The sequence below is a fragment of the uncultured Methanobrevibacter sp. genome (genome assembly GCF_937906425.1).
Lineage (GTDB): Archaea > Methanobacteriota > Methanobacteria > Methanobacteriales > Methanobacteriaceae > Methanobrevibacter.
Genome location: NZ_CALCYR010000051.1, coordinates 1 through 26,346, shown reverse-complemented (window position 1 = coordinate 26,346; position 26,346 = coordinate 1). Strand labels below are relative to the sequence as shown.

At 34.0% G+C, this 26,346-nt stretch carries 7 protein-coding genes and 1 pseudogene; 2 read left to right on the top strand and 6 right to left on the bottom strand.

Annotated features, from left to right (window positions below; translation table 11 throughout):
* Positions 1-264: 264 nt before the first annotated feature.
* Together Q0138_RS01505 and Q0138_RS01500 are read left to right on the top strand one after the other, a co-directional pair.
* A complete protein-coding gene (locus Q0138_RS01505; RefSeq protein ID WP_297979955.1) occupies positions 265-732 on the top strand; it encodes a hypothetical protein in 468 nt (155 codons plus the stop codon).
* Between the two features lie 128 nt (positions 733-860).
* Positions 861-1,373, top strand: coding sequence for a hypothetical protein (locus Q0138_RS01500; RefSeq protein ID WP_297979953.1), 513 nt, complete (start codon positions 861-863; stop codon positions 1,371-1,373).
* Positions 1,374-1,588: 215 nt separating this feature from the next.
* Here the strand turns inward: Q0138_RS01500 and Q0138_RS01495 are convergent, their stop codons facing one another.
* The 6 genes and pseudogenes from Q0138_RS01495 to Q0138_RS01470 all read right to left on the bottom strand — a co-directional run.
* Positions 1,589-2,620, bottom strand: coding sequence for a multidrug transporter (locus tag Q0138_RS01495; RefSeq protein WP_297979951.1), 1,032 nt, complete (start codon positions 2,618-2,620; stop codon positions 1,589-1,591).
* A 90-nt stretch (positions 2,621-2,710) separates the two neighbouring features.
* Positions 2,711-3,829 (bottom strand): acyltransferase, encoded by a 1,119-nt coding sequence (locus Q0138_RS01490; protein WP_297979948.1) that lies wholly within the window; start codon positions 3,827-3,829, stop codon positions 2,711-2,713.
* A gap of 796 nt (positions 3,830-4,625) precedes the next feature.
* Positions 4,626-19,670, bottom strand: coding sequence for an Ig-like domain repeat protein (locus tag Q0138_RS01485; protein WP_297979945.1), 15,045 nt, complete (start codon positions 19,668-19,670; stop codon positions 4,626-4,628).
* A gap of 189 nt (positions 19,671-19,859) precedes the next feature.
* The gene (locus Q0138_RS01480; protein WP_297979940.1) at positions 19,860-22,823 is read right to left on the bottom strand and encodes a right-handed parallel beta-helix repeat-containing protein; all 2,964 of its coding nucleotides are present in this window, start codon (positions 22,821-22,823) and stop codon (positions 19,860-19,862) included.
* Between the two features lie 2,343 nt (positions 22,824-25,166).
* Positions 25,167-25,901: a hypothetical protein gene (locus tag Q0138_RS01475; RefSeq protein ID WP_297979937.1), complete on the bottom strand. Its 735-nt coding sequence runs from the start codon at positions 25,899-25,901 to the stop codon at positions 25,167-25,169.
* Positions 25,846-26,346: pseudogene (locus Q0138_RS01470) on the bottom strand (hypothetical protein); the annotation flags it as partial. The pseudogene Q0138_RS01470 and the gene Q0138_RS01475, both read right to left, overlap by 56 nt.

Sequence of the window (26,346 nt, the reverse complement as noted above, 5' to 3'; positions counted from 1 at the left end):
AAAATTTCACTCAAATTAAAAATCACTAAAATTTTTTAATTTTACTAAATAAAATCAAAATTTCACTCAAATTAAAAATCACTAAAATTTTTTAATTTTACTAAATAAAATAATTTTCACAAATAAATTAAAAATTACTAAAATTTTTTAATTTTACTAAATAAAATCAATATTTTCCTAAAAATGAAAAATAACAATGAAATAATAAATTTATACTAAAATATTAGCAAAACATTAAGTATAATGAAAAGAAAATAAGCAAACATGGATTCAAAAGGAATTATAAATATAGAAATCTTGTTCTGTTCAATAATTGTCATATTCATATTAATCATAAATCTTCCTCTGCTTGAGCAAAACATAGAACGAAATATGCAGATAGAGGAAAACTCAAAGGGAAGAATCTTAATTGACAGCATTGCCAATGACATAAATCAGGTCAATTCAAACAATTATGGATTTGAAAAGAAAATAAGCCTTCCAAATTCAATAAACAATCAGCATTACTCGATTTTAGTAAACAATAATGAAATTATTATTGAATTCAACAATAAAAAAGGAAAGTCCAAAATAAATCCAATAAAAATGGTTGATTCGAATAACAATACAATCAATGGAAAACAGTTGTTCAAGGGAAACACTTACATAATCAAGAAAACTCTTGTAAATGACAATCAAACACATCTTATAAATCAGAGTTCAATTTTAATAGAAGAGATTTCCAATAACTAAAATGAATAAAAATTAAATAAAAAAAAAGAAAAAAAACAAATAAGAAGAAATTGATAAGAAAAGAAAAAACCAGAATAAGAAGAAATTGAAAAGAAAAGAAAAAATCAGAATAAGAAGAATTAGATAAAATGATTTATAAAAAACTAAACGACAAAGGCCAAATTTCAGTAGAATTACTCTTTCTAATAAGTTTCACAATAATACTTGCAGTAATCCTATCAAACACTGTCTCTGAATCTTATGAGTTGAATTTGGCAATGGAAGCTGCAAGACAAGGAGCCTATGAAGGAATCTCATCAAACGGATTGGCAATTTATCCAAAGGACTCATATGACAATTATTCAAAGGACTATAAGAAATATAGCCTTACAAATAAAAAGAACATAAAAATAATAAAGATTACTGAATCAAATAAAGGAAAGGACAGTTTCAATAAAACAAGATTACAATTAAAGGTTTATGCTTCATCTCCAGAGATAAAAACAAAGGAAGAAAGGGAATCTGCAGGAGACCGTATAAATTATAATTTAAGAAAAAGCATTACAAATGCATTTAATAGCGAAAACATTACAAACAGGCTGTTTAATCCAGCATACTCAAATAGATACAGTTTTACAACTGCAAATGTAGAATGGGTGTAAAAAAAGCAGAAATGCAATTGTAGAAGGAGTTAAAAAAAGCATGAAAAGAAAATAAAAAGCTTAAAAAAAATATAAAAAATTAAAATAAACTAAAAATTAAAAAAAGAAAAAAATAAATAAAAAACACTTAAAATAAAATATAAAAAGCTTAAAATAAATTAAAAATTAAAATAAGAAAAAAATAAATAAAAAAATTAAAATTTAAACTTAAAAAATCAAATTAAGCCTAAATAATAAAAATACTCTTTTAGGTTCATGAATTGAGCCAATGTCTGATCGTGAGTAACTCCAGGCATTAAAATAGCAACAATTATTCCAATTATTCCAAAAATAATACCTATTCCCCAAATCATCATCACTGCAGTCCTTTCATCAACAGGTTTTCTTAACACAAACCTGATTAAAGACTTGAATCCCTGCTCAGGCCTTACCAATTTTCCATCCTCATTCAATTGGGTTGGCTTGTGTTGCTGTCTTTCCATAACCCCTGCACTGTAGAACTTCAAAGCGGCATCAATGATGTTTGGAAGCAATACAATAAATGCTATAAGCTTTACCCTGCCTATAAATGCAATTGCCGCAATTGCAGCACCTATAATCAAAGTACCTGTGTCTCCAGGGAAAACCTTTGCAGGATACTTATTGTAATAAAGAAATGCAATCAATGTTCCAAGCATGCTCATGCTCACTATTGCAACATCATATTTTCCAAGGATGATACAGCTGATTGTAAGTGAGGTCATTGAAATAACTCCAAGACCTGATTCAATACCATTCAATCCTGCAAGCATATTTGTCAGGTTTGAGGATATTGAAACTGCAATAGGAATAAGAATCATATACAAAAGCCCTACATTTGGAGGTGCAATCCACCATAATGGAATACCTGCCAAGAAGAGAAGAAATAGCTTTTCCTTTGAGGACAATACAAGCAAGTCATCCACAACACCTATTAAACCTACAAGAAGAATTACTACAAGCACAATGGAAAGCTGAAAACTGAGTATTGGAAACAATATAATTCCAATAAATATGCCTACAACAAAACCGAAAAGAATACCTAATCCTCCCATTTCTGCAACAATAGGTCTTGAGGACTTATGAATATCCTTGCCAATTATCTCAGCAGCCTCAAGCTTGCGAATAAGCCATGGCATAACCAAACGAGTACTTAAAAATGAAACAATCCCACATATTAATGCAATTGCCACCAATGGCAAACTAGGAATTGAAATTAAACTTGACATCAAATCACCAAACAAATAAATAATTAATTTAATAAAACTTAAAATTCCAAATAAAAACTAATATTAAAACAAATTACTTAAATTCTTAGACTACTTAGCACCTATAACCCTATTAACATAAGGAATTCTATTAAATGCAGCCATAACTATCCACGATACCATGAATGTGGATACAAATATAAACAATAAAAGCAATTTATAACCATTAAAAAGATCAAAATACTTTAAAGCCTTAATAATCAAATCCATAATGGCCTGATGAATCAAATAAAATCCATAACTGTATTTTGCAATGGAAAATACTGATTTTCTAAAAATCCCATCAGGATTTGAAAAGAAGCCTATATTCAGATTCACATTAGACAAATTCCTGTATAATAAAAATACGCCTGTAACTTCCATCACAAGGAATATTGAATATCTGTCAAATTTAAATAATATATCAGGTGTAGTATATAAATAAGAACCGTACAATGCCCCAATCATTCCTAAAATAATCAGGATTATTGGAATATACAAATTGGAAAATATCTTTCTGTCAGTATATCTTAAATAATATCCTAAAACAACCATGCCAATAGGTCCGGCAAAATAGGATATCTTAACGGGAAATGCAGTGTTTAAAGTATAATCAAACAAGCATGAAATTAACCAGATTGCAAGGAAATATTCTGCTTCCTTTAAATCTGCATGCAATAACCATTTATTAAAAACTGGCATAATCAAATAAGTACCTAAAATCATCCAAAAGAACCAATAAGGAGCAAAATAAGGAGATTTATACATTATTGCACTATAAATAAACTTTAAATATTCAGTTATAGTGAATGAATCCAGCACCTGCAATAAATCTGGAAACTGCCATTGAAGAAGTACAATGAAACTGCATAAGCTTATGGCCCAAAATAGAAAGGGACCTACGATGCGGGGAAGACGCCTGCCTAAAAATGATTTAATGGACCAATCCCTACCAAGAGACAGTGCACCTGAAAGCATTAGGAATAAATCCACACCTATAATCATGCAAGCCCAAAAGAAATCACCGTATAACCAATTAAAGTTGAATAAGTCACCATGAAAAGACCATATATGAAATTTCATCCTAACAGCAGAATGAAATAGAATAACTGCAGTAATAGCCAATGCCCTTAAAGCATCAAAGTAAAATATTCTTTTCTTCTTTTTAGTAGCTGCATTTCCATTAGACATAGTACCAATCCTTTTTTCCAATAGTAAATTTATTTTTTAAAATTTATAAATTTTTGGCAGTTTACTCAATGAAAAAGACATTTATCAAAATAGACAAATAATAAAGACAAAAAACTTAAAGCATAAAACAAAAAAAACCCCTTCCTCACAAATCTAAAAACAAAAATGAAAAAAATTCTAAAAAATAAAAAATAAAAATATAATAATAAAAAATAAAAAATGAAAAAAAATAAAATTTTTAAAATAAAAATGGTAAAAAAATATAAAATATGGATAATTGCTAAGGATATATGTGTATCAACAAAATAAAATTTTTATAAAATAAGATCTTGATTCATTAAATAAAAATTACGATTAATTTAATTAAAATAAAGTGATAAACTATTAAAATAATTAATCAAAAATATAAATATTTTAAAAGAAAATTTTTATCAAAAAATTACATGAAAAAAATCAGGAAAAAATCAGGAAAAAATCAATGAAAATTTAAAAAAATTATAAAAAAATCCAAAATAAGCAAAATAAGCAAAATAAATAAAATAAATAAAATAAGCAAAATACGTAAAAAAAATGAAAATAAAAAAATAGAAAAAATTAATTAAAATTTAAAAAATTTAAAAAAGTTTAAAAAGAAGAGAAAAGAAATTCAATTCTTAACCATACAACCAATAAAATAAGTTCCTCTTTTAAAAAAGGAAAATAATCTATTTAAGGAATAAATATCTCATTTAAGAAATAAATTTTCCTTAAAGAAATAAAATTTCCTTAAAGAAACAAATATCTTTGGTACAGCCAATTAATCTTCCTCTTCTTCATCCTCATCCTTAGATCTTTTAAATGGAATAATCACTAATCCGAACAATACAAGCATCAAGACAAGTATTGGATTTCCAGTGTTTTTACTTGCCAAGTCGATTCCCTTATGCTCTTTAGCAGCCTTGGAAGGAAGTTTCTCATGCTTGTGCTCTTTAGCAATTACATTAATATTTCCACCATCAATTGATGAAGCCAAGTACTTGTCATCACCGCTGTAGAAAACCTTGATTCCATGTTTTCCAGCATCCAATCCAGGAATATGGAATACAGCCTTAGCATTCTTGATAGTTGCTGTGTAGTTTTTACCATCTACTTCAATGGTAATTGTACCTGTAGCATCTTCAGGAACTGTAACGACTATTGTACCATTTTCACCTTCCTTGATTGTAGGAGCATCCACATCAATGCTTGGCTTGACCTTGCTTACATCAAAGCTTGAGTTTCCTTTAGCAGGACTGTACTTATCATCACCGCTATAGCTCGCATTGACATCATGTTCACCAGCCTTTATTCCAGGAATTACAAATACTGCTGTTCCATTTTCAACAGGAGCGGTGTAATCCTTACCGTCTATGGTAATGGTCACATTTCCTGTTGCATCTTCAGGAACTGTTACAGTAATGGTTTCGTTTTCTCCAACCTTGATGTCCTCAGTGCTAATGTCAAAGCCAGGAGTGTTTTTAGACACAGTAAAGTTTGTTTGGTTTGAACTTTCAGTGTAGTTGTGACTTCCAGGATATGCTGCCTTGACGGTATGAATACCTGCAGACAAGTCAGAAACAGTCAGGCTTCCCTTGCCATCCCTGATTTCAACAGTGTAATCTTTTCCATCAAGACTGACTGTAATATTAGAGTTGATTATTTCAGAACCTCTATCATGATCCACTTCCACATTGATTACTGCATCCTCTCCAACCTTGATGTCCTCAACGGAAATCTTGGTAACAGTAGGAGCCTGGATTACGTGGAATGTGTCATTGTCACTTACTGAACTGTAATTCTCATTGCCGTTGTAGCGTGCAATGGCAGGATAAGTTCCAACAGCCAAGTTAACAAGGTCAATTGTAGCCTTGCCACTGTATGCATGAAGAATGCTTGCAAATACCCGTTTTTCATATCCTTCATCAAGTGAGACAGTTATTGTTACACCGTTTACAATCACATCAACAGTTCCAGGAGCATCACAGGTGACTGTAATCACTTCAACATCACCATAGATGATATCCTCAACAAGGATTTCAATGTGAGGAACTGCCTTTCCAACCTCAAATTCAGAGGAAAGCTCATTTATATTGTAATTAGCATCACCGGAATATACAGCTTCAACTGTGTAATTGCCTGCAGCAAGATCAGTGACATCAATAATAGCCTTGCCATCCTCAATTGCCACATCAACAAATTGATGTTTCACACCATCCTTATCGATAACGCTTATGTTAACAGTACCTGTAGGAGTGATTCCGCCATCAACAGGACTTAAGCTAACTGTTATGCCTTCGTCCTCACCATAGGTGATATTTTCTGTATCAATGTCCATTTCAGCATTTGCCTTGTCCACAGTAAAGCTTGTTGTGACGTTGGATCCTGTGTAGTTTTCATCACCAGGATATTCAACTGTTACATTGTGCTCTCCTGCGGTTATGTTAGGAACTGTAATTATTGCAGTGCCATTTTCAATAGGAACATCAGGATAGGTCACATTATCAATGGTAATGTTAACTGTACCGGTAGCATTTTCAGGAACTGTTACAGTTATTGTCTCATTGTCACCATAAGTGATGTTTTCACACTCAAGATCGATTTCAGGAATAATTTGACTTACAGCAAAGCTTCCATTAGCTTCAGATGCTAAGTAATTATCATCTCCGCCATAAGCAATCTCAACAGGATATTCGCCTGCAGCCAAATCAGGAACACTGATGCTGGCGCTTCCATTGACCAAAGGAATGTCTGTGTAGGTCACACCATTTACTGTAATGTTTACTGTACCGGTAGGAGTAACTCCGCCTTCAACAGGATTTACAGTAACTGCAATAGGTTCATCCTCACCATAACTGATGTCCTTGGTGTCTAAATCCACTGTAGGAGCGACCTTATCCACAGTGAAACTCTCATTAGTGCTTGTAGCATTATAATTCTCATCACCAGGATAATCAACAGTCACATTATGCTCACCAGGAACAATGCCCGGAACAGTAACGCTCGCAGTACCATTAACAATAGGAACATCAGGATAAGTCACATTATCAACAGTAATATTAACCGTACCGGTAGCATCCTCAGGCAAAGTGACAGTGATAGTCTCATTATCACCATAATCAATATCCTCAACAGCAAGATCCAAATCAGGAACTATTCTAGCAACATCAAAGCCGTCAGAAGCATTGGATTCAAGATAGTTATCATCACCATTATAGACAACATCAACATCATATTCACCAGCACTCAAGCCAGGAACAACAATTGAAGCAGAACCGTTCACCAAAGGAATCTCATTAAACTCAAGAACATTGCCATCCTTATCAGCAACAGTAATATTAACGGTACCGGTAGGAGTAACACCACCATCAACAGGATTTACAGTAACTGCAATAGTCTCATCCGCACCATAATCAATGTCCTCAGTCTCAATATCAATACTAGGAGCGACCTTATCCACAGTAAAGCTCTCATTAGTGCTTGTAGCATTATAATTCTCATCACCAGGATAATCAACAGTCACATTATGCTCACCAGGAACAATGCCCGGAACAGTAACGCTCGCAGTACCATTAACAATAGGAACATCAGGATAAGTCACATTATCAACAGTAATATTAACCGTACCGGTAGCATCCTCAGGCAAAGTGACAGTGATAGTCTCATTATCACCATAATCAATATCCTCAGCAGTCACATTCAAATCAGGAACAACTCTTGAGACATTAAATGGATCTTGACCATCACTTGTCTTGTGGTTAACGTCACCATTATAGACAGCAACCGCCTCATACTCACCAGCATTAAGGCCGCTTATATTGAATACTGCACGTCCTCTTTCATCAATATCTTTAGTTTCATATTCACTGCCATTTACTTTAATTGTTACATTACCTGTTAAATTTAATCCATCAACGATTACAGTAATTAACTCATCATCACCATAGTCGATGTTTGCAGCAACAACATATACGGAAGGTTTTGCCTTTTCAACAACAAAGGTATTTTCTGCAGTGCTTCCATTATAGTTGTCATCACCGGAGTAGCTGGCGATTACATTATAATCACCAACAACAAGACCAGGAACAATAAATTCAGCCCTTCCATTTTCAATTTCAACAGGACCGTATTCGCTTCCGTTTACATTTATGGTTACAATTCCACTTAGATTATTGTCCAATATCTCTACAACTATTGTTTCATTATCACCATAGCTAATGTTGACCGGATTTACGCTCATATCCTTAACTGCAGCCCTTGACACGATAAAGATACCGCTGGACTCACTGTCAAGATAGTTTCTGTCATCATGGTAAAGTGCAGTTATATTGTATTCATCAACAACTAAGTCTTTAATGGTAAATTCAACTGTACCGTTACCAATGGCCTTGGTTTCATTAACATCAGTGCCATTGATTGTAATTGTTACAAATCCAGTAGCGTTCTTGTCAGAAACTACAACAGTAATTGTCTCATCATCGCCATATACTATGTCAATGCCCATTACTGAAATATGTGATTCAGCCTTGTCAACATGGAATGGAGTGTTTACAATAGCAGAATTGTAATTGGCATCACCTGAGTAATTAGCGTATACAACATAGTTGTTTACCTCTAAATCAGGAACTGTAAAGCTTACAATAGTCTCACCGGCTGTGATTTCAATAGTATCTGTGTAATCATTGATTCTGATTGTAATGTTTCCGCTGGCATCAGCAGGAACTGTTACATTAACGATTACATCAGAGCCATATGTAACATTTGTAGCAATAATATCCATTGCTTCACTAGGATCTGCCTTAGAGACAGTGAAAATAGATGAATTATTGCTGTCAAGATAGTTTACATCATCAATATATTCAACACTGACATTGTACTGAGCGACTGAAGGCTTTTCAATCAGGATTTCAACTAGAGGTAAATCCTCTGAATCAAAGCTTGTTCTGTTAATTTCAATACCGTTTACTTTTACAACAATAGTACCGCTGGCATTAGTGATAGGAACACTGATTGCAATTGTTTCATTGGCACCATAGATTATGTCCTCAACTTCAATTTCAAGAGCTGAAGGAGCCTTAGCAACATTAAACAAGCCGCTTGTAGTAGCGTCCTTATAGTTAGCATCATCTGTATAGTCAACAGTAACATTGTACTCGCCAACAACAAGACCGGAAACATTGAAAGTCACAGACTGACTGCCCTCTTCAGTAATATTCTTAGTAAGGACAATATCAGTGCCATTAATCCTAACAGTAACATTACCTGTAGCGTTATTGACGCCAACACTAACAAGAATAATCTCATCATCAAGATAAACAATATCCTCAGGAACAACAATCAATGAAGACGCATTATCCGGATCAACAGGAATTTCAGCCTTGGTAACATTGAACAAAGCGCTTGACTCACTATCATTGTAGTTTACATCATTAATGTATTCAGCAGTCACATTGTATTCGCCAACAGCAAGGCCAGGAACAATGAGAGTTACAGAAGGACTGTCTACCCCATCAAATCTAGTTTCATTAACCTTGGAACCATTCACCTTAACAACAAGAGTGCCGCTAGCATTAGTGATAGGAACAGTTACAGCAATAGTCTCATTATCATTGTAAACTATTGGATTAGCCACTTCCAATTCAACACTGGAAGCTGCCTTATCAACAGTGAAATTAGCGCTTAGCTCAGCATCATTATAGTTAACATCATCACTGTAATAAGCTGTTACAGTGTAGTTAGCAACAACAAGACCTTCAACAGTGAAACTAATAGATTGGCTACCCTCTTCAGCAATGTTTTTGCTCAATTCAATATCAGTGCCATTAATCTTTATAGTAACAATACCTGTAGCATTAGGAACATCAATACTTACAACAACAGTCTCATTGTTAAGATAAGTAATGTTAGCAGGAACAACTGTCATTCCTTCCTTGCCCTCAACATCAGTAATATTACGCTTAGCAACATTGAACAAAGCACTGGACTCGCTATCATTATAGTTTACATCATTGCTGTATTCAACAGTTACATTATACTCGCCGACAGCAAGACCAGGAACAATAAGAGTTACAGAAGGACTGTCTACACCATTAAAGCTTGTTTCATTTACTTTGGAGCCGTTCACCTTAACAACAATAGTGCCGCTAGCATTAATGATAGGAACAGTAACCTTAATGGTCTCATTATCCAAGTAAACAATGTCCTCAACTTCAATCTCAACAGCAGAAGGAGCCTTAGCAACATTGAACAAGCCGCTTGTTGTAGCATCCTTATAGTTAGCATCATCAGTGTAGTCAACAGTAACATTGTACTCGCCAACAACAAGACCGGAAACATTGAAAGACACAGACTGACCGCCATCCTCAGTAATATTCTTAGTAAGGACAATATCAGTGCCATTAATCTTAACAGTAACATTACCTGTAGCGTTATTGACGCCAACACTAACAAGAATAATCTCATCATCAAGATAAACAATATCCTCAGGAACAACAATCAAAGAAGACTCATCAGTCGGATCAACAGGAATAACATCCTTGGTAACATTGAACAATCCTCTTGCAAAGCTCTTATTATAATTGTCATCATCGAAGTATTCAAGTTCAATTGAATGTTCGCCTACAGCCAATCCATCCACTTCAAGATTTATAGGAGTTTCATTATCCAAATTCCTAACAGCATAATCATTGCCGTCAATCTTAATGATTACCCTACCTGAAGCGTTATAATTAGGAATACTAATATTTGCATACTCAACCTCATTGTAGACAATATCATTCACTTCAATAGCCACATTGGAAGCTGCCTTATCAACATGGAAGATAGTGGAGACTTCCGCACTGCTGTAGTTAGCGTCACCGGAGTAATTAGCTATTACTGAGTAATATGCAACAACAAGACCGCTTATATTGAATTTAGCAATTCCAGATTCCAAATCCTTGGTATCTGTGTAGGAAATTTCCGGAATAGTAATTCTAATTGAACCTGTAGCATTTTCATCCAATACAGTGACTGTAATGATTTCATCTTCAGTGTAGCTAATGTTTTGAGCCTCAACACCTACATTAAGTGGAACTGCCTTGATTACCTCAAAGAGTACACTGTCTTCACTTGGATTGTAGTTTCTATCATCATCATATTTTACGCTTACATTATATCTTCCAACAGCCAAACCACCTAGATCATTCAATGTGACTGAATCTGAATCCTCAGCAGTCAAGTGCTTAATGAATTTATAATCGCTGCCATTAATTGTTAATGTGATTGTACCGGTATGGTTTCTGATTGGAACTGTGACTGTAAGGGTTTCATTATTTCCATAAACAATGGATGGAATAGCTTCCACCTTGACAGTTGAATTGGCTGGAGATACAGTAAAGTCAGTGTTTAAATTTGCATCAGCATCAAATCCATTATAGTTTACATCACCTGAGTAATTTGCAATAACATTGTATCCGTTTACCTCAAGATAATCAAAGAAATCATTAGGAACTGTAAATACAGCCTGACCATTAGCCAATTCCTTAGTTTCAATAAGGGTATCGTTAATTATAATTGTTATTTTACCGGTAATATTATATTCATTTAAGGTGACAGTGATTGTCTCATCATCACCATAAGTGATATTGACAGCTGAAATGTCCCTATTTTCCAATTCCACATCTGCCTTATTGACTGCAAATAGCCTATTGGTATTATTATCCTCATAGTTTGAATCATTGTAATAGTAAGCAATGACTTCATAGTTTTCCCTTGCTTCAAGACCATCCACTTCAAAGACAGCTTGACCATTTGTATCAAGAGTCTTGTTTCCGTAATCCACACCATTAATTCTAATGCTTACATTGCCTGTTAAGTTGAACTTGTCTGAGACAGTGTTGTCAAGACTTACAGTAATGATTTGAGTCTTTCCATAAGTGCTGTCTGTAGCCATAATGTCAATCACGGTAGGAGCCTTTGAAACAGTGAAGTTTAGGCTTGCTTCCACACTATCATCATTTGCAGCAAAAACAATTTTAGCTGTGTAATTTCCAACTTCAAGATCAGATATAGGATCAAATTCAACACTAGATTTATCTAAAACTCCAATTCTTTGAACAGGTAAGCCATTAATGAACAATTGGACAGTTCCGTTTAATACCTCTCCCAAATCAACTGAAACGCTTTCATTTTGAATGTGGTAAGTGATATTTTGAGCAGCAATTTCCATGTTTTCAGGAAGTGCATTAAGGACTTCAAATTCTCCAGTATTGTTCTTTTCATTGTAGTTTCTATCATCACAGTATTTTGCAGTTATATTATGGCTTCCTACAGCCAAACCTTCAATAGCAATGTGCAATATGCCATTTTCATCAGCAGAAGCAATTGCTACAGTCTGATTTACAATGCCATCAACATAAATGACCACATTACCTGTTAAATTATATTTAGCCACGCCAGAAGCAGAAGCATCAATAATTACACCAGCAACAGCAATATTCACATTTTCAGTTTCCTTAAATGGAATGCTCTCAGTATCAACTGTCACAGTAACATTAGCCTTGGAAACAGTGAAATCAGCATTTAAATTCTCAGACACTGCAAATCCATTGTAATTAGCATCACCGGAGTAATTGGCAATGACATTATATTCATTAACCTCCAAGAAGGAGAATAAGTCATTAGGAACTGTAAATACAGCCTTACCATCAGCCAATTCCTTAGTCTCAATCTCAACGCCGTTAATGCTAATTGTAATATTTCCTATAATATTATGCTCATTTAAGGTGACAGTGATTGTCTCATCATCACCATAAGTGATATTGACAGCTGAAATGAACCTATTTGATTCATCAACATCAGCCTTGGTAACATTGAAAAGATCTTCTGCAGTATTTCCTGCTGCATAATTGCTGTCACCATTATAGGTGGCAATCACCTTATAATTCTCATGAACTGAGAGATAATCATATTCCCCACTAGGAATGACAAATAGGGCATGACCATCCTCTGCATTAGCTGTTAAACTTATGTCAAATCCTTCAATCACAATTGTGACTGTACCATTTGCATCTTCAGGAAGACTTACTATAATAATTTGATCTTCTCCATAGACTGTGTTGTTTGCCTCAACACTGATTTGATAGCTGCTGTTTTGATTTACAACTATAAGTTTTGTCTGGGAAGTACTGTTATTATACTTTCTATCACCTGAATAGACTGCAATCACATCATATTCTCCAACAGCCAATACCAATTCATCAATGTCCCAATTTACCTTTCCGCCATCATTTTCTCCAATGTTAAATACCTTGGTAATATTATCGAAACCGGCAATGCTACTGTTAATGTACAATATGATTGTTCCGCTTGCATCAGTGAAATTGACACTTGCATTAATGTCTTCAATTGTACCATAGCTTATTGGACTTAATGCATCAACAGTAATTGTAGTGTTCTGTTTAGTTACATTGTAATGGCTTGAATTCTGCACTGAATAGAAATTATTGTCACCGGCATAGTTTACAACCACAGTTATGCCAGTACCTTCAATCTCATCATTAAGGGTGAAAGTGGCCTCTGAGCTTTCATTGAGGATAAGGGTTTCAATCTTATCCCTTACATAGATTGTAACATTGCCTGTTACACCATTTAAGCCATTAGGATAAACTGTAATATTGATTATTTCACTTTCACCTACATAGATATTGTTTAAGTCTATTTCAATCCAAGGCATTGCCTTTGAAACTGTAAAGAGCGCAGTTCCATTTGCAGGATTATAATTTGAAGAGCCCTTATAGACAGCTTCAACGATATAATCACCTGCAGGCAGAATGCTTTCACTTATATTCCAAACTGCCTTGCCCTCACTGTCAATGTCATAATCTTCTATTTCAAATCGAATAGATTCATTAGTTGTACTGTTAACATATAGGATTAGTGCTTCATCTTGACCAATTCCGCTTAAAATTGGAATTTCAATTGTGATATTTTCAATTGATCCATAACTAATGTTTTGAGGACTTATTGTCATTTCAATATCTGCAGGGATAATCTCAAAGACCTTAGCGCTGCTGTTTGAAAGGTAATTCTCATCACCTTCATAGTATACATCAATTGTGTAGTTTGCCACAGCCAATCTATTTGCTAAACTTGAAGTGTCAATCTGTATTAATCCATCAACAAAGGAGTATCCCAAATTGCTTAATGTATCATTTTCAGTCCAGTTCACTTTAATCCATAATTTAGATGCATCCGCACCAATAGGGACAGTGATGTTAATGATTTGATCCTGACCATAAATAAGGTCAATGGCCTCAATATCAATTGGGAAAAGGTCATTGCTTACATTGAAAAGTGTGGAGTTTTCAGATTCCTTATGATTCCTGTCTCCAGCATAGTATACTGTAGCGTTATAGCTTCCCTTAGGAAGCAGGCTTAATATTTGTGAAACTCTTGAATTGCTTAAACCCAAATCATCATATCTTTCCAATTCATTGCCCTCTTCATCATAAATGATCAAACGAACTGTTTGAGTTGCAATTTCAGGGGACACATGAATATCTGCAGTAGCCCTTTGACCGCCTACAACATCCTCAACATTTACATCTATGATTGAGGCAGCCTTGAACACTGTGAAATTGGTCTCATTCTCACATGGATAGTAATTATTATTACCGCGGAAAACGGCATAAACATTATACTCATTTGAATCAAGTATGGCAAGCTCAATTTTAACTGAATCCATATTTTCAAGATAGAATGTGTATAATTGAGAATATTCATCATTGCTTAGCAGAACTGTCAATATGCCTTCCTCAACTAATGGCATTGAGATTGTAATGTTTCTAGTTTCATTATATGTGTAATTATCAATGTCTATATTAAGGTAAGATTCTCCCCTATATACATCAAATTCTCCACTGGTATTTACAGGAATATAATTCTCATCCCCATTATACCTTACTGAAACATTATAATGGCTTACATTCAATCTTTCAAGATTTAATTGGGCAGTTCCTAAATCACTTAATCCAAGCAAGCCTTCATAAATGATATTTCCATTTGAATCATTGATTACAATGGACAAATTGCCTTGTGGAGTGCCTGCAGTACCGCTTACTGTGAAATTGATTAACTCATCCTCCGGATGTGTAATGTTATTAAGCTGAATCTCAATTATAGGCAATGCCTTTGAAATTGTGTATTCTGAAGAGGTATAATAATTGTCTTCTGGATGGTATACCTTAAATGCATAATTTGAAGCATCGGCCAAGTCAAAGTCAAAGGTATAACGACCATTTGCATCTGTGTACTGTTCTATAGTGTCCACCAAGTCATTTTGATCATTATAAATCTCCAATACGATCAATTGATAGACCTCATTATATGAACGAGCAGAAGTGACCTCATCCGTATTGGTTTGCTCTCCATTTACTCCGCAGTAAGTAAGATTATGGAACTCATAATTGTCATTTTCCAATAAAATAGCATTTAATAGAGTGTCCTCTCCCCTGAATATACCTGAAATATTAACATGGCTGCTGTTGATTTTATTGTATTGATTTGCCCATTGTCTAAAGTGAGCCTGGTTTTCAAGCAATATTGTATCATTTATATAAGCGGATCTAGCAAAGATCGCTGATGCTCTGCTAGCGTTATTATACATGAATAGAGATGATTCATTAATGTAGACAGCACCAGCATATATTGCACCACCATCATAAGCAGGTGCAGTATTATGTAAAAATGTGGAATTGCTTACATAAACAGTCTTCATATTATTCAGATATAATGCACCTCCTGAATGAAGTGCAGAATTGGCTATGAATGTAGAGTTATCTACAATGACATCTCCACCATCAACAAACAGTACACCACCTTTTATATTGCTTGTACCTCCATTTGCAATATTTGATTCAAAGTAGGAATTGATAAGGCTGATTTGTTTACTTGAAAATATGGCACCGCCCTGAAATGCTCCAGTGTTGTTGATGAAAGTTGAATTATCTATGACAATTCCTTCAGCAAGCAAATAAACTGCTCCACCTCTACCGGAACTTGAGAAAAGGGAATTGTTTACAAATGTATTGTTCTTGAATGATGTAATCATATTCTTAAAGTAGATTGCACCTCCATTTTGGGCATGGGCATTAATGAATGTGTTGTTTTCTAAAACCTGTTCACCCGAAACATCAGTGGAATAGATAGCCCCACCATCAGTGGTAGCATTAACATTAATGAATGTGTTGTTTGCAATGACTATGTTGGAACCGGCATCTATTTTAATGGCTCCTCCAGAATAATCACCTGTAATATTTTCAAAAGTACAATTGACGATTCTGCCTGTAATAAGATTTTCAAACTCAATTGCATGGAATCCCTTATCACTGGTTGCCACGCCACTGAGATTTGCAAGGGTAATATTGTAAAGTGTAGCGTTAATACCGTGAATGTTTATTACTCCTCTTTCACCATTTGAACAGTTTACAATAAGACAATTGGAAATTGTAGGATTTACAGCAGGATTACCGCTTACACCCATATAAATAGCACCTGCATTTTTACTTTTTTGAGCTACACAATCTATGAATGTACAATTGTCAATAAGCCCATTCAAGTTACTTTCCCAAACAATTGCACCACCGTGACCTGCACCGGAAACCCCGCTTATACCTTCAGTGGTGGAATTGATGAAACTACAGTTTTGGATTAATCCTCCTTCACCACCACCTACCCAACAGATGGAACCTCCGGAACTTAAAGCATAACTGTCAGTGAAATTACATCCTATAATACTGTCTCCACTTTTACCTACAATATAAATGGAACCTCCCTTGGTATCTGCAGTTGTTCCATTTACGGAATTCCTGTCAAAGTTGGAATAGCTTATTGTAATTCTTTGACCGGTATAATAAATTCCTCCACCTTGGAAAGCTGAGTTATTTGTCAAATTGGATTTTGTAACAAGAGTGTCATTACCATTAATGTAAATAGCTGCACCCGCTACAGTAGCAGTGTTATTTTCAAAATTAACATTGCTTACAGTTGACCTTGAACCTGCAATATATATTGCACCGCTTACATTCGCATGGTTGTTTGAGATAATTGAATCCTTGATTTCAGTCCTGTTTCCTTCAACATAAACTGCTGAACCTGTAATTCCTGAAGTGGAATTGTTTATTGCAGTGCCTGAAATTGAAATGAAGTTACCCTTAACAAATATGCCTGCACCTCTTTCCTTCACTGTGTTGTTATCCATATAACAGTCACCTATTTTAGCATAGGTACCTTCAATATACACAGTACCGCTTTTTTCGATTGAAAGTGAATTGGTGAAATTAGAGTTATATGCTGCAAAGTCATCACCTATAATGTATAAAACGGAACCTTCATTTTTGGACTGTGAATCGTTAAAACTACATTCTCTGACTTCCCCACGATCTCCTAACCATATTACAGATCCTCCTCTACCATTATTAGGAACAATAGCTGTACCTTCAGTATTAGTACCTGTTGCCCTACTTCCAGTAAAGTTGGAATATTCAATAACACCTCTGGTACCTTCCCAGTAGATAGCACCACCAGATGCATTTGCAATATTGTCTACAAATTCACAGCTTGAGACCAATCCGTCCTCTGCTCCAGCATAGAAGTTAATTGCTCCACCTTTTCTTCCAGCAGTATTGTTTTCAAAGTAAGCGTGGTAAATATAACCTTCCTTATTGTCGGTTAAGTAAATTGCACCACCATCTATCTTTGCAGTGTTGTTTATAAAATTACCGTAATCAATGGTGGCATCAATACCACTTATATAAACCGCTCCACCGGAACCTGTTTTTGCAATACAATTATTAACATCAATATCGCTTATGTTGGTATTATTACCTGTAAGGTATATTCCTGCACCATCCTCTGTAGCATTAGAATTGCTTATTGTAATATTCTCTACATAACCGTCATTTCCTTCCCAGTAGATAGCTCCACCTTCGTAAGCCAAACAATTCTCAATTGTAGCGTTTATGATTCTGGTATGATTACCTACAATGTTCATTGCTCCGCCACTGTGGTTGCCTTCATAGCCTACTGTTGAATTGGTGGTACAGTTTTCAAAGTAGATATTGCTTAGGTTTACATAATTACCTGTAAGGAATAAACCGCCGGCCAATTGCTCAGCATAACTGTTTGTAATGTTAAAAATGTCTGCAGTAAGGTAATTACTTTGAATAATGAAACTTCCACCCTTTGAATTGGACTGGTGATTATTCTTGAATATGCTTAGACCCCTATTCAAATCAGCAGACACATTATATAATCTACCGTAATCTCCAATCCAGTTAACCGCTCCACCGTCGTCACCTGCAGTGTTGTTTGTAAATGTGGAATTTGCCAAGGTGGCGTTTTCACCGGTAATATATAATGCTCCACCGTCATTGTCTGCATAGTTATTGGTGAAATTACAAAGATTCAAGCTGGCATTTGCACCTGAAATGTAAATTGCACCAGCCATATATGTAGCGTTATTCTCATCAAACTTACAGCTGATTATGCTTGCATTGTTACCGTTAATGTTAATGGTACCTGAACCGCTTGTGTAGTAGTCCTCACCTGTAGAGGAATCTGTCCTTGTAGATGAGATAGCCTGATTTTTTGTAAAGTTAGAATCAGCTATTGTAGCGTTGTTACCTCTGATGTAAATAGCTGAACCTTCATTATAGGAAATTCCTCCTTCAAAGCTACAGTTTGAAAATTGTGTACTGTTACCTAAGATTACAACAGAAGCGCCTCTACCTGTATCGTTTCCTCTTTGACCTAAAGCGGTGTTATTTATAAAGCTTGAATTGGATACAATACCGAAACTTCCCTGGAATCCAATTGCACCGGCAGAACCGTTTGCAGTGTTGTTGATAAAATTGGAACCGATGATTTCACCATACAAAGCACCTTCAGCAAAGCATATTGCACCTGCATTTAATCCTGCAGTGTTGTTTGTGAAATTGGAGTAAAGAACCTTACCATTGTAACTGTTTTCAAATACAATTGCACTACCGTTGTTTCCAGCATAGTTAAATTGGAATGTTGAATTTGCGATTGTGGAATTTGTACCGTTTACAAATACAGCTCCACCTCTGGATTGACTGCCCTTTCCTGGAATAACTTGGCCTATAGCCTTGTTGCTTGTAAAGTTACATCCATCTATGGTACCGTTAACACCATTCCAAAAGATAGATCCTCCATTACCGTCCAATGCAGTGTTGTTTTCAAATGTGGAATTGATTACCTTACCGTTTACAGCACCTTCAAACCAGTCAATAGCACCACCATTGGTACCTGCAGTGTTATTTATAAATGTGGAAGTGGATACTGAAGTGTTCATACAGTAATCTTCATCATGCACATTTTTCTGTAGGTATATTGCTCCTCCACGTCTTGAAGCGGTGTTATTGGTAAAATCGCAGTCATTTACATCACCGTAGGAACCTGTCCAAATAACTGCTCCACCATCTCCACCATCTTCCTGACCTGTAGTCTTATGCTCACCCATTGCCTTGTTGAAGGTGAAATTGGTTCCGTTGATTGTACCGTTGTGACCGTTCCAGTATACAGCACCACCACTACGGCCAGCCACATTGCTTTCAAATGTGGAATTAATTAAAGCCCCATTTTGAGCACCTTCGTGCCAATCTACAGCACCACCATTGGTATAAGCATAATTGCTGGAGAAATTACATCCTACAACAGTACCGTTTTCATTGTCTGCAAGGTATACAGCTCCGCCACGACCACTGTTAGCATGGTTGTTGGTGAAATTGGAATATTCTATTAAACCGTTGGATCCTTTCCACATTATAGCTCCACCATCAGAATAATCTGTTTCGATTACCTCACCCTCAGCTGGAGCATGACTTGCATTGTTTGAATCAAATACTGAATTTGAGATTGTACCGTTTATACCATTCCAGTAGATAGCTCCACCTTCAATATTTGCATAGTTTCTTGTAAATGTGGAATTTGCAACTGTTCCATAATGAGCACCTTAAAACCAATCAATAGCACCACCATTGGTACCTGCAGTGTTATCTGAAAATGTACAATTGTTTACAGTGGTGTTTTCACAATAGGCATCATCAGCAGCCTTTTGAAGGTAAATTGCTCCACCACGACGAGCAGCATCATTAAATTCGAATGTACAATACTCAACTGTACCTTCAGAACCTGTCCAAATGATTGCACCACCGTCACCACCTTTATCTCTGCCTGTCTCTTCAGTTAAACCAAGAGCATCATTGTTTCTAAAGATAGTGTTGGATATTGTACCATTGTGACCATTCCAATATACAGCACCGCCACTACGATTTGCTGTATTGTTTTCGAATGTTGAGTTTGCAAGTATACCGTTGATAGCACCTTCAAGCCAATCGATAGCACCACCATTGGTACCTGCAGTATTGTTATAGAAATATGTGTCATTGAAATTAGCATATTCACTGTTTTTAAGGTATACGGCACCACCACGACGATTAGCAGTGTTATTTATAAAGTAACAGTGATCAAGGTCACCATAGTGACCGGTCCATATGATTGCACCTCCGTCACCACCAGTTTGGTTTTCATCATCATCCCTTATAATGCCTTGTGCAACGTTAGCTGTGAAATTGGTACCGTTGATTGTACCGTTTTCACCATTCCAGTATACAGCACCACCACTACGATTTGCCACATTTTCAACAAATCTGGAGTTTAGGATGGAACCGTTTACTGCACCTTCATACCAGTCAATAGCACCACCATTAAGGCCTGCCTTATTTGCCTCAAAGATACAGCCTACAACTGAAGTGTTTTCACAGTGAGCGTCATTATTTGTTCTCTGAAGATAAATCGCTCCACCGCGACCACCTGATTTGGAACTTGCATTATAGATTGCACTGTTGTTTATGAAAGTGGTATTTTCAATAATACCATTTGAACCTGTCCATATGATAGCACCACCGTCACCACCATATCCTTTTTCATCTTCTGCTTCCCCTAGAGCAATATTATCTCTGAAAACAGTACCATTAATTGTACCATTTTCACCATTCCAATATACCCCACCACCACTTCTTTTAGCAGTGTTATTAATAAAACTGGAGTTAATAATTTTACCGTAATGGGCACCTTCGAAGAAGTCCAAAGCTCCTCCATTAGTACCTGCAGTGTTGTTTTCAAATGTAGCATTGATAATTGTAGTGTTTTCATTTCTTTGTAGGTATATACCTCCACCACGAGCAAATGCAGTGTTATTTGTAAAGTTAGAATAGGTAATAGTAATATTACTACCTGTAATAATTACAGCTCCACCATTACCACCAGTAGTGAAATATAAACCTCCCAAATTAGTTAAACTAGTTCCATTTGCGCTGTTATTTGCAAAATCAGATCCGGTAATATTACCAATATAACCATTCCAATATATAGCACCACCACTACGTGCTGCGGAGTTATTATAAAATGTGGAATTAATTACAGTACCATTTCTTGTACCGGTATGCCAGTCGACTGCACCACCATTGAGGCCAGCATAATTTCTTGTAAAGTGAGAGTTAATTATTGTGGTGTTTTCACAATAACCTCCATCAACACCTTGGATATAGATTGCACCTCCACGGTTAAATGCAGAGTTATTTGTAAAGTTACAGTTTCTAACAATACCAACAGATCCTGTCCATATGATAGCACCACCGTCACCACCATTAAGCTGAATATCACCTTCACCCATATCTCCTTCATCATGAACGAGACCTTTGGCGGAGTTGTTTTCAAAAGTACAGTTTTCAATGGTACCATTGTCACCACTCCAGTAGACAGCACCTCCACTACGGTTTGCAGTGTTGTTTAAGAAAGTGGAATTATAAAGCTCACCGAAAAATGCACCGGCATGCCAGTTGATAGCTCCACCATTTTTACCTGCAAAGTTATTTGTAAAGCTGCAATTCCTGATTATACTGTCATTACTGTTTCCATCAAAGTATACAGCCCCACCATCAGAGCTGTCACCTAAAGCCTTATTGTTATTGAAGGTAGCATTTGTAAGATAAAGTGAGTTACCATGTGCGAAAAATACTCCGCCGTCATTGCTTGCAGTGTTATTTTCAGCGAAAATGTTTTGAAGGTTTAACATGCTGCCATAGAAATAGACGGCCCCACCGTATTGGGCAGAGTTATTGATAAATGTTAAGCCGACTATAGGATTATGGCTACCTGTAGTATATACATAAACAGCACCACCCTCATGGCCAGCGCTGTTATCTATGAAACTTACATTAGTGAATAAAAGGGGAGTAACAATATAAAATGCACCACCATCTTCATTTGCAGTGTTGTTTATAAAGCTGGAGTTGGATAAACGTAAAACATCACTTGCTTGAGTGATTGTCACATCATAGTAAACAGCTCCACCTAAATTAGATTTTCCGTTTATAAAGTTCAGATTATCAATTTCAACCCCTTTACCACTTATATTAAATATTCTTGCCAAATTATTACCGTCAATAGTCTTATTATTACCATTGATGCTTATTTGACCTGTAATTTGAATACCGTCCACCAATCCATTATCAGTGCCGGCAGTAAAAATATAATCTTTATCCAAAGTAATGGAACCGTCAATATTCTCATTTATTAAATTTTGCAAGTCAGTAAAGGTTCCATCACCATCTGCACCAAGAATATTGGAAGCTAAATTTGATCCTGTCTTGGATTTTTGATTGATATTATTATCATTATTTCTTTCATTTAAAGTATTGTTTTTATCATTGGAATCAGAAATTTCCTCTGTTAAAATAATGTCATCACCGGAAGTGACTGTCTCAATATCATCCATTGAAATTGCATCGGAAATTGATTCTGATTCAATCAGCAAATCATTATCGGCATCAGCACTTGCAGCTGATACCATAGGTATAGTAAATAAAAGACAAATTAATACTCCTATTATTAGAAATGTCTTTTTATTCATCATTTTACCTCCATTTATAAAAATTTAATTAAATTTTAACATTTAACAAAAAACAAGAAGAAAATACTTTTATTAATTAAAGCATTGAATTAATAGAAGAGATAAGGTTTTTACTTAAATAAGACTTTTCCTTAAAGAATTTTCCTTAACTAAGTTTTTTAAATAAGACTTTTACTAAATAAGACTTAGTTAAAGACTTTTCCTAAATAAGACTTTTCCTTAAAGAATTTTCCTTAAATAATATTTTTACTTAAGAAAAAAGAGAATAAACTAAAAGAGACAATCCTCTCTGAAAATTAAATTAAACCTTTAAAAAACTTTAATAAATTCTTAATAAACACCTTTAATTATTAAATACAATCCCTTGTTTTTTCAATCAATTCTTCACTTAACATTATTTTGAATTTTAATAAAATTCCATCATTATTAAGTTAATCACAAAAATCTAAACAAAAATTTTTAAAAATCCCAAATTTGTCTAAATTGTCTAAAAATCCATTTTTATATAGAGTTAAGCAAAAAATCAATTTTCATAATAAAAATATCTTCTTTCCTAAACCATATAATTCGATTTTAAAAATATAATTAAAGTTTAAACCATATAACTTGAATAAATCCCATTTTATACGATTTAAAACTTTTCGCACCTTAAATACATCAAAGCATTTGAAATAATTTATGAATTAAAAATTTCAAGACAAATACATTAAAAATTTCAATAAATTAAAACTTTCACGATAAGAAATATCTTAAAATATTTAATCAAATAATTGCATTAAAACTGCCTATACCTTAAAAACTAAATCCTCACATACAATTTAAAAGTCTTAAGCAATTATGCCAAATTAAATAGCGAATTAAATACTTCAAATGATTTAAGAATTTTAAAGAATCTAAATCGCATAATAGATATTTTTATATCAAATTTTTCCAAATCATATCTCATTTAAACCACTTCACACCCAAATTATACAATCTAAACCTAATCATGAATTTTATTAATCGAAAGAAGATTAAAACCAATCCATTTAATTAAATTATAATAACCATATAATCCAAATCATTCAACAAATCTTTTACAGAATTTAAACCACCATTTAAATTAAAAAAAAGCATTGAAGATTATTTAACTTAAATACCAGTCTAAATTACTCATTTTAATTTTATGCCAAATTTTAGACAATTAAAATTTTTAATTATAAATTGGATAATGATCAAATCTGATTTAAAGAATAATTACATATTCCAATTCAGATAATTTTCTAATCAAGAATGCTAAATTTTTAACAATTTTATATAAAAATCCATAAAATTTAGACATTTTGCAATTAAATTCACTAAATTCGAGCATAAATCTTTTAAACAACATTTTTTAATTTCTTTTAGAAAAAAACTCCCATAAATCTCTAAAAGCCATTTATTGATTTAAAACTACTTGAAATTAATATCGCTCTTTAATTTTAAGTTATAAATCAATAAATATTTTTTTTAAATAAACAAATGTATAACAGATAAACATAAACTAAGTAAAGCTTAAATCAATGAAGAAGACTCCCATTTTCCACCAATAAAAAGCATATAATAATTTTTAGATTAATTGAAACATTTACATGAATTCTTTATTTATCCTAATTAGACTCCCATATAATTAAAATTAAAAATAAAGGGAATATCAAGTTTTATTTACAATATAATCCATTCGATAGTTTATATTAATCTATATTTTTATAAAAACTATTATATAAACTTTATATGAAAAAAAATAAACAAAATGAGAAAAAAATGAGAAAAAATAATATTATGTTTAAAAATTATAATAAAAAAACTAAAAAAAATGAACAATATTCAACAAAAATTTTTAAATTTTTAAAAATTGATTTTTTTAAAAAAAATGAAAAAATCAAAAAATTTTAAAAAAAATTAAATTGATTTAATAGATTTAAATCTTAAAACACTAAACAATTAATGATATTGAACAATATGAAAAATGAAAAAATAATGAATAAAACATTGACTAAATTAAGAAAAGCATTCTTAAAAATTACAAAAAATAAAAAAGACAGTTGAAAAAATAAGAAAATTTGATAATCAATCAAGAAAATAAAGAAAAATTAAAGAGTTTTATTAAAAAATTAAAAAAAAACTTAAAAATGAATATCATAAAAATAAACAAAATAATAAAAATACATATAAATAATAAACAAAATAAAGAAAATATAGATTAAATAATAAACAAAGAAATAAAAAAAGCAATGAAAATAAAAAAAAAGCAATGAAAATAAAAAAAAAGCAATGAAAATAAAAAAAATAAATAAAAGTGTTAAAAATAGTAAAAAAATGTTCAAATTATTTTTTATTCAAAATATAATAAACAGATCTGACAGGAATTCCCTTAATTTCAGAAATTTCTTTAGCCTTTAAACCATCTGCCTTTAAGGATTTGATCTCTTCCCTTAACTCATCATCATATTTCTTTTTATAATGAGTTATTTTTATTCTATCAGAATATTTGGACTTTAAATAATTTATTTCACTTAAGGACATATCCAATATTTCTGCCACTTCTTCACTGCGTTTTCCTTGATTAAAATAATCGATTACATCATTTATTAGCTCTTTTGAATATTTCTTCCTTCCCCAATTATATTTTATCTCAACACTTATGCCTACATCCTTTAAAGCCTCAATATACTTATCAGGAATTCTATCATAGATACTTTTTGGACAGGTAATTCTTTTAAGTGAAGGCAGATTATCCAAAAATTCAACAATAAGTATGGAAGTCAATTGGGTGGAAACATGTATCTCCACAGCATTCCTGTCATAGGGAAAATCAGATTGAATTTGCCTTTCATCAAAAATATCGATTTCCTCCCTAGGAGTGGAACCTATATCCAGAATTTCATCAAAATCATCCAGATCATCATCAAATTCATTGAATTGATCCAAATCATCATAATCATCAAATTCCAGATTTTTGATCAGACGATCCGTGATTTCGCTGCTGCTTAGCGCATAGGATGCTTCAGACAGCTGCTCTCTTTTCTGTTTGACCGCGTCTCTGACTTCTTTCTTGGTCATAGCCAGGCACCTCCATCCACTCTCTATTCCGTTCCTGTATCCTGATCATGCATCCATTCGCTGACAAATTCAGGCAGATCAAATGACGCCTCTTTATCTGCATAAAACATGGTTCCGGTAAATTCTCCTTCAAAAATCTCATGCAGGATCCCACATCCACCACGCTTTTCCCCACCACATAATCAATGATGCCATCCTTCGTACTGGCGGATACATCATTCATCGTCCGCAAGTATTTATCTTCATTGTTCAGCCGGTCAAACTCATCCTTCCGGAACCCGAACATATCGTAAAGCACAATAATACTCTTCTCAAACGTCAAAAGTCCCGACCGCTCCGCCTCCACGCAGAACTCGATCAACTTCTCACACACCGCCGCAAACGCAAAGTCCACATAAGCGGTCCCGTTCTCCGTCCACACTTTGAACTTCACATAGGGTGCATC